The sequence below is a fragment of the Streptomyces sp. Root1304 genome, from assembly GCF_001426405.1.
In the GTDB taxonomy this organism is placed as follows: Bacteria; Actinomycetota; Actinomycetes; order Streptomycetales; family Streptomycetaceae; genus Streptomyces.
On the sequence record NZ_LMEP01000012.1, the window covers coordinates 1,198,583 to 1,212,200 of the forward strand.

The window sequence follows — 13,618 nt, forward strand, 5'->3', positions numbered from 1 at the left end:
CAGCCATGGCTGAGGCTCAGAACATCCCCGCGGGCTCGACCACCGCGGGCTCGATCGCGGTGGCCGCCGAGTCCACCGTCGCCACGCGCATGAGCGCGCCCCCGTCCTTCGACGTCGCGGACTTCCCCGTCCCGCACGGCCGCGAGGAGGAGTGGCGGTTCACCCCGCTCGCCCGCCTCCGCGGACTCCACGACGGCACCGCCGTCGCCTCCGGCGAGGGCGTCAAGGTCGAGATCGAGGCCCCCGAGGGCGTCACCGTGGAGACCGTCGGCCGCGAGGACGAGCGCCTCGGCAAGGCCGGCACGCCCGTCGACCGCGTCGCCGCGCAGGCGTACTCCTCCTTCGAGAAGGCCTCGGTCGTCACCGTCGCCAAGGAGACCGTCCTCGCGGAGCCGATCCGCATCACCGTGCAGGGCCAGGGCGGCACCGCCTTCGGCCACCAGGTGATCGAGCTCGGCGCCTTCGCCGAGGCCGTCGTGGTCATGGACCACACCGGTGACGCCGTGCTCGCCGCCAACGTCGACTACGTTCTCGGGGACGGCGCCAAGCTGACCGTCGTCTCCGTCCAGGACTGGGACGAGAAGGCCGTCCACGTCGCCCAGCACAACGCCCTGGTCGGCCGCGACGCCTCCTTCAAGTCCGTCGTCGTCACCTTCGGCGGCGACGTCGTCCGCCTCCACCCCCGAGTGGCGTACGCCGGCCCCGGCGGCGAGGCGGAGCTGTTCGGCCTGTACTTCACGGACGCCGGCCAGCACCAGGAGCACCGCCTCCTGGTCGACCACAACACCCCGCACTGCAAGTCCAACGTGGCCTACAAGGGCGCGCTGCAGGGCCAGGACGCGCACGCCGTCTGGATCGGCGACGTGCTCATCCAGGCCGCCGCCGAGGGCACCGACACGTACGAGCTCAACCGGAACCTCGTCCTCACGGACGGCGCCCGGGTCGACTCCGTACCGAACCTGGAGATCGAGACCGGCGAGATCGCCGGCGCCGGTCACGCCTCGGCCACCGGCCGTTTCGACGACGAGCAGCTCTTCTACCTGATGTCCCGCGGCATCCCGGAGACCGAGGCCCGCCGCCTCGTCGTCCGCGGCTTCTTCGCGGAGCTCGTCCAGCAGATCGGTCTGCCGGACGTCCAGGAGCGACTCCTCGCCAAGATCGAGGCCGAGCTGGAGGCCTCCGTCTGATGGCCTTCGTCCGAGTCTGCGCGCTGAGCGAGCTGGAGGCCGACACCCCGAAGCGGGTCGAGGTCGACGGCACGCCGGTGTCGGTCGTGCACACCGAGGGCGAGGTGTTCGCGATCAACGACATCTGCTCGCACGCGAACGTCTCCCTCTCGGAGGGCGAGGTCGAGGACTGCGCGATCGAGTGCTGGCTGCACGGCTCCAGCTTCGACCTGCGCACCGGCAAGCCCTCCGGCCTTCCCGCGACGCGTCCCGTCCCCGTATACCCCGTAAAGATCGAAGGGGACGATGTGCTCGTCTCCGTCACCCAGGAGTCCTGAGTCACCCATGGCAACGCTTGAAATCCACGACCTGCACGTCTCCGTCGAGGCGGAGAACGGCCCCCGCGAGATCCTCAAGGGCGTCGACCTGACCATCAAGCAGGGCGAGACCCACGCCGTCATGGGCCCCAACGGCTCCGGCAAGTCGACCCTGGCCTACTCCCTCGCCGGTCACCCGAAGTACACGATCACCGGCGGCACCGTCACCCTCGACGGTGAGGACGTCCTGGAGATGTCGGTCGACGAGCGCGCCCGCGCCGGCGTGTTCCTCGCCATGCAGTACCCGGTCGAGGTCCCCGGTGTCTCGGTCTCCAACTTCCTGCGCACCTCCGCCACCGCCGTCCGCGGCGAGGCGCCCAAGCTGCGCACCTGGGTGAAGGAGGTCAAGTCCGCGATGGAGCAGCTCCAGATGGACCCGGCCTTCGCCGAGCGCAACGTCAACGAGGGCTTCTCCGGCGGTGAGAAGAAGCGCCACGAGATCCTCCAGCTGGAGCTCCTCAAGCCGAAGATCGCGATCCTCGACGAGACCGACTCGGGCCTCGACGTCGACGCGCTCCGCATCGTCTCCGAGGGCGTCAACCGCGTCCGCGAGACCGGCGAGGTCGGCACCCTGCTGATCACGCACTACACGCGGATCCTCCGCTACATCAAGCCCGACTTCGTGCACGTGTTCGCGAACGGCCGCATCGTCGAGTCCGGCGGCGCCGAGCTCGCCGACCAGCTGGAGAACGAGGGCTACGACAAGTACGTGAAGGGTGGCGCGTCCGCGTGACTTCTGCCCATCAGGGGCTCTCCGGCCTCCTCGACACCGAGGCGATCCGCAAGGACTTCCCGCTCCTGGATCGCGTGGTCCACGACGGCAAGAAGATCGTGTACCTCGACTCCGCGGCGACCTCGCAGAAGCCGCGGCAGGTCCTCGACGCGCTCACCACGTACTACGAGCGCCACAACGCCAATGTGCACCGTGGCGTCTACACGGTCGCCGAGGAGGCGACGGCGCTGTACGAGGGCGCCCGTGACAAGGTCGCGGCCTTCATCAACGCGCCGAGCCGCGACGAGGTGATCTTCACCAAGAACGCCTCCGAGTCGCTCAACCTCGTGGCCAACATGCTGGGCTGGGCCGACGAGCCCTACCGCGTGGACCACGAGACCGAGATCGCCATCACGGAGATGGAGCACCACTCCAACATCGTGCCGTGGCAGCTGCTCTCGCAGCGCACGGGCGCGAAGCTGAAGTGGTTCGGCCTCACCGACGACGGCCGTCTCGACCTCTCGAACATCGAGGAGGTCATCACCGAGAAGACCAAGATCGTCTCGTTCACGCTGGTCTCGAACCTGCTGGGCACGGTCAACCCGGTGGAGACGATCATCCGTCGCGCCCAGGAGGTCGGTGCGCTCGTCTGCATCGACGCCTCCCAGGCGGCCCCGCACATGGTCCTGGACGTACAGGCGCTCCAGGCCGACTTCGTGGCCTTCACCGGCCACAAGATGTGCGGTCCGACCGGCATCGGCGTGCTGTGGGGACGGCAGGAACTCCTGGAGGACCTGCCCCCGTTCCTCGGTGGCGGCGAGATGATCGAAACCGTCTCGATGCACTCCTCGACGTACGCGCCGGCCCCGCACAAGTTCGAGGCGGGTACGCCCCCGATCGCCCAGGCCGTCGGCCTCGGCGCGGCCGTGGACTACCTGTCGGCGATCGGCATGGAGAACATCGCGCGCCACGAGCACGCGATCACCGAGTACGCCGTCCGGCGCCTCCAGGAGGTCCCGGACCTGCGGATCATCGGCCCCACCACGGCCGAGGACCGCGGCGCGGCGATCTCCTTCACGCTCGGTGACATCCACCCGCACGACGTGGGCCAGGTCCTCGACGAGGAGGGCATCGCGGTCCGCGTCGGCCACCACTGCGCGCGACCGGTCTGCCTGCGCTACGGAATTCCTGCGACCACGCGAGCGTCGTTCTATCTGTACTCCACCCCGGCCGAGGTCGACGCCCTGGTCGCAGGTCTGGAGCACGTACGGAACTTCTTCGGCTAGGGGATGTCGTGAAGCTGGATTCGATGTACCAGGACGTCATCCTGGACCACTACAAGCACCCGCACGGGCGCGGTCTCCGGGACGGCGACGCCGAGGTGCACCACGTCAACCCGACGTGCGGCGACGAGATCACGCTCCGCGTGAAGTACGACGGCTCGCGCATCGAGGACGTGTCGTACGAGGGCCAGGGCTGCTCCATCAGCCAGGCCTCGGCGTCCGTGCTCAACGAGCTGCTCGTCGGCAAGGAGCTGGCCGAGGCGCAGAAGATCCAGGGCACCTTCCTGGAACTGATGCAGTCCAAGGGCCAGCTGGAGCCGGACGACGCGATGGAGGAGATCCTGGAGGACGCCGTCGCGTTCGCCGGGGTCTCGAAGTACCCGGCCCGTGTGAAGTGCGCCCTGCTCAGCTGGATGGCGTGGAAGGACGCGACCGCCCAGGCGCTCGGGGACGACCAGAAGTCTGTGAGGAAGTCGGCATGACCGAGAACGCCGAGGCCACCATGAAGCCGGCCTCCGAGGAAGAAGTCCGTGAGGCGCTGTACGACGTCGTCGACCCCGAGCTGGGCATCGACGTCGTCAACCTGGGCCTGATCTACGGCATCCACATCGACGACTCGAACGTCGCGACGCTGGACATGACGCTGACGTCGGCGGCCTGCCCGCTGACCGACGTGATCGAGGACCAGGCGAAGTCCGCGACGGACGGCATCGTCAACGAACTGAAGATCAACTGGGTCTGGATGCCGCCGTGGGGCCCGGACAAGATCACGGACGACGGCCGCGAGCAGCTGCGCGCGCTCGGCTTCAACGTCTGATCCGTACGCGTACGTGAGAACGGCCGTGCCCTCCGGGGCGCGGCCGTTCTCACGTTCCCGGAACGAACCCGCCTCAGAACAGACCCGCCGCCCGGGCCAGCTCCGGGGCCAGGTTCTCCTTGCGGATGCGCTGGTCGACGTAGAGCAGACCGGTGACGATCGGCGGGAAGAGCGAGACGATCGCCTGGGTGATCATCTGGCCGATGACCAGGAAGCCGATGAGGACCGCGAAGGAGGCGATCAGGGCGCCCCGGTCCCCACCGGAGAAGTCGGCGGCCGAGAGCGGGGCCGAGACCAGCAGCGAGAGCACCTGCTGGATCAGCCCGCTCACCACGGAGGCCATCAGACCGGCCGCGAGCAGGCAGCCGAACATGCGCCACCACGAGCCGCGGACCAGGGACGAGGAGCGGCGCATCGAGGCGAAGGCGCCCTGCCCCTCGATCACCGCCGCCGTCTGGGCCAGGCTGAACTTCACCCAGATCCACAGCGCGAGCGGGGCGATGAGCAGGGCCACGACGATGGCGATCACGGGGACGAGCAGCAGGCCGGTCACCGGGGTGCCCGTCGACTCGTCAGCGGCCAGGAGCGTCTGCACGACCATCCAGACGAAGGCCGCGACGAACAGCGCCATCGGGATCACCAGGGCCAGGCCTGTCAGGATCACCGTGCCCAGGACGGCCGGCATCCGGGACCAGGAGCGGCGCCAGACCGCGCCGAAGGTCGTGGGCCGGCCGAGGACCGCTTCCTGGACCACGACCGGGCAGGCCGCCGCCACCACGCCGCTCGCGCAGATCATCGCGACCATGGCGACGATCCAGACGCAGACGAAGGCGACGACCAGCGGCCGGGCGTCGTCCCACTGGGGGTCCTGGCCGTCCGGCAGGTCGAACACGGCGGGGAGGAGATCGCCGACGGCGGCGTACGCGATGCCGAGTGCCGCCCCGACGAGGAGGAGCGCGCCGCCGTAGGCGGCCCCCGTCACACCGAGCAGCTGCTTCCAGTAGCGGCCGAGGGTCGCGAAGGCGCCGGTCAGGATCGCGCTGAAGCCGAGCGGCGCCAGGGGTATCACGCCGGGCTTGGGCGGCGGGGGCGGAGGCGGGTAGCCGTAGCCGTACGGCGGCCCTGGAGGATACGTCATGCGGGACACCGTAGCGGGGCCCGTTGTGTACGCTCGTACGCATGGGTTACGGACTGCTCGCGGGCGCCATCGCCGCGGAGATACTCGCCACCACCTCCATGAAGTACAGCGAGGGATTCACCAGGCTCTGGCCCTCGATCGTCACCGGCGCGGGCTATCTCGTCGCCTTCGCGCTCCTCGCCCAGGCGCTCAAGACCCTCCAGGTCGGCACCGCGTACGCCATCTGGTCCGGCATCGGCACCGCGGCCGTCGCCACCATCGGCATCCTCTTCCTCGGCGAGACCCTCAACCTCGCCAAGGTCGCCGGGATCGTCCTCATCATCGCCGGGGTCGCCGTCCTCAACCTCGGCGGCGCCCACTGATGGCCCGGCCCCGCCGCCACGACCCCGAACGGCGCGAGCGGATCGTCGACGCCGCCCTCCGGGTCGTCGGACGCTCCGGCCTCTCCGGGCTCAGCCACCGCACGGTGGCCGCCGAGGCGGACGTACCGCTCGGCTCGACCACGTACCACTTCGCCTCCCTCGACGAACTCCTCGTCGCGGCGCTCCGCAAGGCCAACGAGGGCTTCGGGCGGCTGCTCCGCGACAGCCCCGCCCTGGCCGCGCCCGACGGCGACCTCGCCGCCGCGCTGGCCCGGCTGCTCGGGGAGTGGATGAGCGGCGACCGCGCCCGGGTGGAGCTGGAGTACGAGCTGTACCTCGCCGCGCTGCGCCGCCCCGCGCTCCGCCCGGTCGCCGCCGAATGGACGGAGACCGTCGTCACCGTCCTCGCCCACCGCACGGACCCCGTCACCGCGCGCGCCCTGGTCGCCCTCATGGACGGCATCTGCCTCCAGTCGCTGCTGACCGGCACCGCGTACGACGAGGAGTACGGACGGCTCGTGCTGGCGCGGATCCTGGACACCGGAGCCTGAAGGAACCGCCGAAACCGCCCGCCGGGGGCTCGTCGGAACCGCCGACGGACTCGACCGACACCTGAGACCGGTTGGCCCGCGCGGGGCCCCGCCGGTTAGGTTTTCCGTCATGACCACTGCTCCTCGCACCACCGGCGCCGTCGCCGCCGGCCTCGCCACCATCGCCGGCGACGGCACCGTTCTCGACACCTGGTTCCCCGCCCCCGAGCTGACGGAGGCTCCCGGCCCCGCCGGCACCGAGCGGCTCTCGCCCGACGAGGCCGTGAACGCCCTCGGCGAGGGCGCCGCCAAGGCCCTCGGCGTGGACGCCCGCCGTGGCGTCGAGGTGGTCGCCGTCCGTACCGTCATCGCCGCGCTCGACGAGAAGCCGCTCGACGCCCACGACGCCTACCTGCGGCTGCACCTGCTCAGCCACCGCCTGGTCAAGCCGCACGGCCAGTCCCTCGACGGCGTCTTCGGCCTCCTCGCCAACGTCGCCTGGACCTCGCTCGGTCCGGTCGCCGTCGACGACATCGAGAAGGTGCGGCTCAACGCCCGCGCCGAGGGCCTGCACCTCCAGGTCACCTCGATCGACAAGTTCCCCCGCATGACGGACTACGTCGCGCCCGCCGGTGTGCGGATCGCCGACGCCGACCGCGTCCGCCTCGGCGCCCACCTCGCCGCCGGCACCACCGTCATGCACGAGGGCTTCGTCAACTTCAACGCCGGAACCCTCGGCACCTCCATGGTCGAGGGCCGGATCTCCGCCGGTGTCGTCGTCGGCGACGGCTCCGACATCGGCGGCGGCGCCTCCACCATGGGCACCCTCTCCGGCGGCGGCAACGTCGTCATCGCGATCGGCGAGCGCTGCCTGATCGGCGCCGAGGCCGGCGTCGGCATCGCGCTCGGCGACGAGTGCGTCGTCGAGGCCGGTCTGTACGTCACCGCCGGCACCCGGGTGACGATGCCCGACGGCCAGGTCGTGAAGGCCCGCGAGCTGTCCGGCGCCTCGAACATCCTGTTCCGCCGCAACTCGGTCACCGGTACCGTCGAGGCCCGCCCGAACAACGCGGTCTGGGGCGGACTGAACGACGTCCTGCACAGCCACAACTGATCCACCGGCAGAGGCCGCACGCTGACCGCCCCGCCCCGTCTCAGACGGCCGGCAGGGCGGTCAGCCGCTTTCCGTGGAGGGCGACCAGACGCTTCCCCGCGGAGGTGACGTACCACTTCTCCAGCGAGCCCGTGCCGTCGTTGTACGTCCAGCGGTGCTTGCCGTCGCGGGCGTCGAAGGCGAGGACACCGCCCTTGTCGTCCAGCTCCGTCGCCGCGTAGAGGGTCCCGCCGACCTTGGTGAACTGCCAGGGGTACGCCACCTCCAGAAGGCCGTCGTTCCGCCAGAGCGTGCTGCCCTTCGCCGGGTCGACCGCGCGCAGGACATGGCTGGAGTCGGCGGCGTAGAGCACCCCGTCCAGGACCGCCGGGTCGTGGAAGCGGGTGAACTCCTCGGTCGCGAGCGACCAGCGCTCCTTCCCGTCCGCCAGGGCGAAGGCCCGCAGCCGCTGCCCGTCCGCGACGACCGCGAGGTCCGCGTGGACCGCGAACCGGCCGCTGTTGGACCGGCCGATCTTCTTCGTCCACAGCTGCCGGCCGGTGGCCGTGTCACGGACCGTCACGTTCTCGCGGTAGTCGGTGTACACGAGGTGCCGGCCGACGACCGCCGCGGTGATGCCGTACTCCTCGGTGCCCGCGTCGCGCCGCTCCTGCCACACCACCTTCCCGGAGGCGGTGTCGATGGCCGCGATCACGTTGTTCGGGGTGCTGAAGTCCTTCTCCAGGATGCCCGCGAGGACATAGACGTGACGCGCGTCGGCGGCGATCGTACGAGGCTGGGAGAAGCGCTTCCCCAGCCGGCTGCGCCAGGTCTCCCGGCCCGTCGCCGGGTCCAGGCCGACCACGTCCCCGTCGTACTCGGCGCTCGCGAGGTACAGCGTGCCGCCGCTCACGAGGAGCTTCGCGCCCGGCACGGCGACGCCCTCGCGCGACCACACCACCTTGCCGGTCACGACGTTCCTGCCGACCAGCGGGTCGCCCGAGACCAGGACCACGTCCCCGGCGACGGCGAGCGCGTCCAGGGCGCCCAGCGCGCCGGAGGCGGCCGGTTCCTGCCACAGCGGCCCGGGGGCGGTGCCCGGCGGGGGAGTGGTGAAGGCGTCCCCGCCCGCGCCGGGCGTGGCGCCCTTCCCCGGCGCGGTCGCCGAGGGCCCCGCGGCGGCCGGGTCCTCCACCGGACCGCAGCCCCACGCGCCCGCGCCCAGGGCCGCCAGACCGATTCCGGTTCCGGCCAGCCGCAGCAGCCGTCTGCGGGACGGCGCGGGCCCCTCGACGCCCTCGGCACCCGGTGCTCCGGCCACGCGTCCCCCGTGTATCCGCATCCGTCCGATCCCCACTTCCCGTTCCGGTTCACGCCGTCGGGCCGTCATCGGTGCCCGGGGCGCGCCCAGGCTAGCCGCGGCCCGGCGATTCCCCCCGGGGCGGTACGCAACGGGGACACCGTCGTGAAACTCCTGTCACACGGCAACCGAAGTGGTGACTCCGCGTTAACAGGTCGGAGCGCAGGGTTCCGAGAAGCGGACGAGGCGAGGAGTCGACATGAGGACGAAGCCCACGGTCACCGGGGTGCTCACGATGGCGGCGGTCCTGCTGCCCGCGGGGACGGCGGCGGCCGACGAGACGCACAGTCACTCGCACAACGGGCCGAACATCTCCCTGATCTCCACCGGGCAGATCGACGACCCCCTGGAGGACGTCCTGGAGCACGCGGCGGTCCTCGGCCGGACCTACACCAGCGACTCCGCCTGACCGCCGCGGAGCGGGGACCGCGCCCGACCGCCGGTGGCCGGTGAGTCCGCCGGGTCGCGGCGGACCAGCGCCTCGTACACCGCGCGCAGCCCGTCGGCCGTCTCCCGGTCGGCGGGCTGGAGCGGTTCCCGCACCGCTCCGCCGAGCAGCGCCTTGGCCGTCACCGTGCCGGGCAGGCCCGAGGCCATCATGAGTTCGGCGAGCGGCAGGAGCGCGGCGTTCAGCCGGGCCGCCTCCGCGGTGTCGCCCGCGTCGAAGGCGTCGAGGACGGCGCGGAGCTGACGGGGGGCCACATTGGCGACCGTGCTGACGTACCCGGCGCCGCCCACCGCGTACAGGGGCAGGTTCAGCTCCTCGCAGCCCGAGTAGTACGCGAGCCCCGTCTCCGCGATCACCCGAGCCGAGCCGAGCAGGTCGTACGCGCAGTCCTTGACCGCCACGATCCGCGGATGTTCGGCGAGCCGCCGCATCGTCGCCGGCTCCACCCGGGTGCCGGTGCGGCCGGGGATGTCGTAGACCATGACCGGCAGTCCGGTCGCGTCGGCGACCTTCAGGAAGTGCGCCTCCACGGCCGGCTGCGGCGGGCGGCTGTAGTACGGGGTGACCACGAGCAGCCCGTCCGCGCCCGCCTCCTCGGCCCGGCGGGCCAGCTCCGCGGTGTGCCGGGTGTCGGCGGTGCCGACGCCCGCGACGACCGAGGGGCCCGGTCCGACGGCCGCCCGCACCGCGCGGACCAGCTCGGCCTTCTCGGCGTCGGTGGTGGTGGGGGACTCGCCGGTGGTGCCGTTGAGGACCAGGCCGTCGCAGCCCTCGGCGACGAGCCGGGCGGCCAGTTCACCGGCCTCGTCGAGGTCGAGCGCGCCGGCGGGGGTGAACGGGGTGATCATCGCGCAGAGGGCGCGGCCGAAAGGGCGTGCAGTGCTCATCCAGGAAGTCTGGGTGCACCGGACGCTGAAGGTCCACTTAGATCTTCTTGGTTCGAGGGATAAGGAGCGCTGAAGGGTCCCGGCGGTCCGGCGGAACGTCACCGCGGTCGCGTCCGGACCGACCGCGAAGGGGCCGGGACCGGTTCAGAGGGGCAGCTTGAAGCCGTCGTGGCTGCCGGTGAAGCCCAGGGAGGCGTAGAAGCGGTGGGCCGCCGTCCGCCGCTTGTCGCTCGTCAGCTGGACCAGCGCGCAGCCGCGTTCCCGGGCCCGGGTCACGGCGCGCTCCATCAGCTCCCGGCCGAGGCCGCCGCCGCGCCGGTCGGCCCTGATCCTCACCGCCTCGATCAGGGCCCGCTCGGCGCCACCCTTGCCGAGGCCCGGGATGTACGTGATCTGGAGGCAGCCGAGGACGAGGCCGTCGTCGTCCACCAGGACCAGCATCTCGTTGCGCGGGTCGGCCGCGATGTCCGCGAAGGCCCGCTCGTAGGCCTCGGTGACCACGACCGAGGCCGGGTCGACGACCGCGTTCTCGTCGGCCAGCAGGGCGAGGACCGCGGGGAGTTCGGCGCGGGTGGCGGGGCGAAGGATCATGGCGCGAAGTCTCGCACGGGCGGGGCCCTTGACCTCAAGCAAGGTTGAGGGAGGACGGTGGAGCCGTCCGAACCGATCGGACCACGCCGCACCGCAGCGAAGGAGACTTCCCATGAACGCCGTCGCGCACCCCGACGCCCGCCCCGACCTGTACCGCCCCGGAGTCGGCGCCGTCCTGGCCAGTACCTGGCGGGTCGGCACCCCCGAGCGCCAGCGCGCCGCCGTCGAGGCGATCCGCACGGCCTGGGAGAGCCGGGAATGGCCGGACCTGGGGCTGCTCGCGTACACCGTCTACATCGGTACGGACGGGGACACGCTGATGCACTACTCGCAGTGGACCGGCGAGCAGGCGTACGAGGACTTCGTCCGGACCTACCGCGACGACCGGAACGCCGAGATCGACGCGGCCGTCCCCGGCATCGAGCGGGTGGTGCTCCACCGCTACGCCCCGCCGTCCCGCTCCGCCGTGCTCAGCGAGGAGGGCGCCGGGGCGCTGCCGGGGGCCGTCGCGGTCGTCGAGGTCGACTTCGACGGACCGGACGCCGGGCGGCAGGAGGCCTGGGTGGAGGCCGTGTTCACGGCCATGGCCGACGACGAGGGGAAGCGGCCGGCGCGCGGCGGGATCGGCGCGCACTTCCATCTCTCCACCGACGGCACCCGGGTCCTGAACCTCGCCGAGTGGGAGAGCGAGCAGGCCCACATCGAGTGGCAGGCCGAGTACGACCCGCTGAGCGAGGCGTGGACGCGGGTGCTGCGTCACCCCGGGCTCGTCGGCAGCCGGGTGCGGCGGTACACGCCCGCGCTCAGCCTGAGCGCGGGCGTGTGACCGGACGTCCGGCCGGGGGAACTACGGGCGGAAGCGCAGGACCTGCGGGTCGTGGTCGCTGTCCTGGTCGGCGAACTCCGCGTTGATGTGCACGCTGTCGTACTCGAAGTGGTGCACGCCCGGGCTGGTCAGGATCTGGTCGAGGACCTGGCTGTTGCCCTGGTAGACGTACGAGTAGCGCTCGCTGCGCGGCAGCGACGTCACGGCCGGGTACAGCGCGCCGCCGTCGGTCAGCGCCTGCGTGGTGCCGGAGAACTCGAAGTCGTTGATGTCACCGACGACGAGGACGTCGGCCTGCTTCTCGACCGCGACGATGTCCTTCACGAAGGCGTTGACCGCCTGCGCCTGCTGCAGGCGCTTCGCCTCGGAGGAACGGTTCGGCGGCTGGTGGTGCGAGACGATGGACTCGTCGCCGCCCTTCGAGCCGAAGTGGTTGGCGATCACGAAGACCGTACGGCCGCGGAAGACGAACTCGCCCGCGAGCGGCTTGCGGCTGCTCTCCCAGGCGGTGTTCGCCGGGTCGATCCGGCCGGGGGAGAGGGTCAGGGCGGCGCGGCCCTTCGTGCCCGTCACGGCGGTGGCGGTGGTCGCGTCGCCGCCCGCGCGGTCCGTGAAGGAGACCCGCTCGGGGTTGAAGAGGAAGACCTGACGGATATTGCCGCCGGGCTCGCCGCCGTCCTTGTTGTTCTCCGGGTCGACCGAGCGCCACTCGTACGCCGGGCCGCCGGCCGCCACGATCGCGTCGGTGAACTTCTTCACCGTCAGGTCGGCGGCGACCGTGCCGTCGTTCTTGGCGCCGGTGTTGTCCTGGATCTCCTCCAGGGCGAGGATGTCGGGCGAGGCGAGGTTCGCGACGACCGCCTTCGCGAGCGCGTCGAACTTCTCCTGCGGGTCGCTCGGGTCGAGGTTCTCCACGTTGTACGTGGCCACGGCCAGCTCGTTCTTGTGCTGCTTGTCCGTGGTCTCGCGCTCCAGGCCCGCGTCGACGACCGTGCCCAGGGTGCGGGCCGTCAGCGTGTAGCCGCCGAACTGGTTGAAGTCGAGCGGCCCCTCGGTGGTGCCGGTCAGCCGGTCGCCGACGTTCGCCTTGGGGAAGGGCTGCTGGGCGAGCGGGGTCAGCGACTGGATCTGGAGCCGGCCCGTGTTCTGCGACTCGTACGAGCCGTAGACCGTGCCGCCGCGCAGGTTGCGGTTCTCCCAGGGCTTCACCGTCACCCACAGCTCCGCGTACGCGTCGGTGGCGCCGACGATCCGCGAGGAGTCGACGCGGACGTTCGTGCCCTCCAGGGACTCGTAGTAGTCCAGGGCGTACGTCTCCGGGTCGAGGGTCAGGCCGTTGATCGAGCCGCCGGCGGCCGCGTCGCCCTCGGGGGCGTACGCGTCGGGCACGGACCAGGCGGAGATCGTCACCGGGGCCGGGACCGGGTTGCCCTTCGAGAGCACGGTCACGACCGGCTTCGAGATCTGGGTGAGCGACTGGTTGCCCGAGTTCAGGCCGCCCGGGACGTACTCGGTGACCGTGCCGTTCAGGCTGACCGCGTCGCCGACGGCGACCGTCGGGACCGAGCTGGTGAAGACGAAGACGCCCTCGCTGGTCGCCGGGTTCGCGTCCGCCTCGGGGTCCTGGATCCAGAAGCCGCGCGAGCCGTACGTGCGGACGCCGGTGACGATGCCCGTGACGCCCGTGACCTGCTTGCCGACGAGCGGGGAGACGCGGGTCGTGCCCTGGATGTCGTGGATCCGCGTGCCGGTGGCGGTGTCCTCGGCGGCGGCGTTCGCCGCACCGGCCAGCAGGCCGGCGGCGAGGGCGGCGGCGACCACGGCGGAAACGGCGGCGGATCTCGGTATGGAGGAAGGCATCAGGGGACTCCGAGGGTGCTTGGAGGAACGGCAGATGAATCTACGCGCGTCAATCTCTTGGCAGAGCGGTGGACTTGTCAAGAGTCGACGGGTGTACGAAGGCTGACGGACGCGTGAACCGGCGGACGTCCTCCCGGATGCGTCTAGGCTGAGAGCCGCGCTTCGAGC

At 71.4% G+C, this 13,618-nt stretch carries 16 protein-coding genes; 11 read left to right on the forward strand and 5 right to left on the reverse strand.

Going from position 1 to position 13,618, the window contains the following annotated elements:
• Window positions 1-5 precede the first annotated feature (5 nt).
• From sufD to ASD33_RS18235, 6 genes are read left to right on the forward strand one after another with little or no spacing between them, the layout of a single operon-like run.
• A complete protein-coding gene (sufD, locus tag ASD33_RS18210) occupies window positions 6-1,187 on the forward strand; it encodes a Fe-S cluster assembly protein SufD (protein WP_056561069.1) in 1,182 nt (393 codons plus the stop codon).
• Complete coding sequence (locus tag ASD33_RS18215) at window positions 1,187-1,504, forward strand: bifunctional 3-phenylpropionate/cinnamic acid dioxygenase ferredoxin subunit (RefSeq protein ID WP_030322524.1); 318 nt, start codon at window positions 1,187-1,189, stop codon at window positions 1,502-1,504. Before sufD ends, ASD33_RS18215 begins: the two co-directional genes overlap by 1 nt.
• A gap of 7 nt (window positions 1,505-1,511) precedes the next feature.
• Complete coding sequence (sufC, locus tag ASD33_RS18220; protein ID WP_046907885.1) at window positions 1,512-2,276, forward strand: Fe-S cluster assembly ATPase SufC; 765 nt, start codon at window positions 1,512-1,514, stop codon at window positions 2,274-2,276.
• On the forward strand, window positions 2,273-3,541 hold the full coding sequence (locus ASD33_RS18225) for a cysteine desulfurase (protein ID WP_056561072.1): 1,269 nt from the start codon (window positions 2,273-2,275) through the stop codon (window positions 3,539-3,541). Before sufC ends, ASD33_RS18225 begins: the two co-directional genes overlap by 4 nt.
• An 8-nt stretch (window positions 3,542-3,549) precedes the next feature.
• Window positions 3,550-4,020 carry a Fe-S cluster assembly sulfur transfer protein SufU gene (gene sufU / locus ASD33_RS18230; protein ID WP_056561075.1) on the forward strand — a complete coding sequence of 157 codons (471 nt, stop codon included), beginning with the start codon at window positions 3,550-3,552 and terminating at the stop codon, window positions 4,018-4,020.
• On the forward strand, window positions 4,017-4,355 hold the full coding sequence (locus tag ASD33_RS18235) for a metal-sulfur cluster assembly factor (protein WP_017238620.1): 339 nt from the start codon (window positions 4,017-4,019) through the stop codon (window positions 4,353-4,355). The genes sufU and ASD33_RS18235 overlap by 4 nt, the downstream gene beginning before the upstream one ends.
• 73 nt (window positions 4,356-4,428) lie before the next feature.
• On the opposite strand, the gene ASD33_RS18240 is transcribed toward ASD33_RS18235, so the two are convergent.
• Window positions 4,429-5,493, reverse strand: a complete 1,065-nt coding sequence (locus tag ASD33_RS18240; RefSeq protein WP_056561077.1) for a hypothetical protein — start codon at window positions 5,491-5,493, stop codon at window positions 4,429-4,431.
• Between the two features lie 41 nt (window positions 5,494-5,534).
• Here ASD33_RS18240 and ASD33_RS18245 point away from each other — a divergent pair, with 41 nt between their 5' ends.
• The 3 genes from ASD33_RS18245 (at window position 5,535) to dapD (ending at window position 7,499) form a co-directional block, all read left to right on the forward strand.
• Window positions 5,535-5,855, forward strand: coding sequence for a multidrug efflux SMR transporter (locus ASD33_RS18245; RefSeq protein ID WP_056561078.1), 321 nt, complete (start codon window positions 5,535-5,537; stop codon window positions 5,853-5,855).
• Window positions 5,855-6,406, forward strand: coding sequence for a TetR family transcriptional regulator (locus tag ASD33_RS18250; RefSeq protein WP_056561079.1), 552 nt, complete (start codon window positions 5,855-5,857; stop codon window positions 6,404-6,406). The genes ASD33_RS18245 and ASD33_RS18250 overlap by 1 nt, the downstream gene beginning before the upstream one ends.
• A gap of 109 nt (window positions 6,407-6,515) precedes the next feature.
• The gene (dapD, locus tag ASD33_RS18255) at window positions 6,516-7,499 is read left to right on the forward strand and encodes a 2,3,4,5-tetrahydropyridine-2,6-dicarboxylate N-succinyltransferase (RefSeq protein WP_056561081.1); all 984 of its coding nucleotides are present in this window, start codon (window positions 6,516-6,518) and stop codon (window positions 7,497-7,499) included.
• Between the two features lie 40 nt (window positions 7,500-7,539).
• Here dapD and ASD33_RS18260 read toward each other — a convergent pair whose 3' ends face one another.
• On the reverse strand, window positions 7,540-8,799 hold the full coding sequence (locus ASD33_RS18260) for a PQQ-binding-like beta-propeller repeat protein (RefSeq protein WP_242427024.1): 1,260 nt from the start codon (window positions 8,797-8,799) through the stop codon (window positions 7,540-7,542).
• 238 nt (window positions 8,800-9,037) lie between these two features.
• Here ASD33_RS18260 and ASD33_RS18265 point away from each other — a divergent pair, with 238 nt between their 5' ends.
• On the forward strand, window positions 9,038-9,247 hold the full coding sequence (locus ASD33_RS18265) for a hypothetical protein (protein ID WP_056561083.1): 210 nt from the start codon (window positions 9,038-9,040) through the stop codon (window positions 9,245-9,247).
• On the opposite strand, the gene dapA is transcribed toward ASD33_RS18265, so the two are convergent.
• Window positions 9,226-10,173, reverse strand: a complete 948-nt coding sequence (gene dapA / locus ASD33_RS18270; protein ID WP_079044833.1) for a 4-hydroxy-tetrahydrodipicolinate synthase — start codon at window positions 10,171-10,173, stop codon at window positions 9,226-9,228. The two genes, ASD33_RS18265 and dapA, sit on opposite strands and share 22 nt — an antisense overlap.
• Window positions 10,174-10,317: 144 nt before the next feature.
• The gene (locus ASD33_RS18275) at window positions 10,318-10,764 is read right to left on the reverse strand and encodes a GNAT family N-acetyltransferase (protein WP_056561088.1); all 447 of its coding nucleotides are present in this window, start codon (window positions 10,762-10,764) and stop codon (window positions 10,318-10,320) included.
• A gap of 112 nt (window positions 10,765-10,876) precedes the next feature.
• Here ASD33_RS18275 and ASD33_RS18280 point away from each other — a divergent pair, with 112 nt between their 5' ends.
• Window positions 10,877-11,590: an antibiotic biosynthesis monooxygenase gene (locus ASD33_RS18280; RefSeq protein ID WP_056561090.1), complete on the forward strand. Its 714-nt coding sequence runs from the start codon at window positions 10,877-10,879 to the stop codon at window positions 11,588-11,590.
• Between the two features lie 21 nt (window positions 11,591-11,611).
• Here ASD33_RS18280 and ASD33_RS18285 read toward each other — a convergent pair whose 3' ends face one another.
• On the reverse strand, window positions 11,612-13,450 hold the full coding sequence (locus ASD33_RS18285) for an endonuclease/exonuclease/phosphatase family protein (protein WP_056561091.1): 1,839 nt from the start codon (window positions 13,448-13,450) through the stop codon (window positions 11,612-11,614).
• Between the last annotated feature and the right edge of the window lie 168 nt (window positions 13,451-13,618).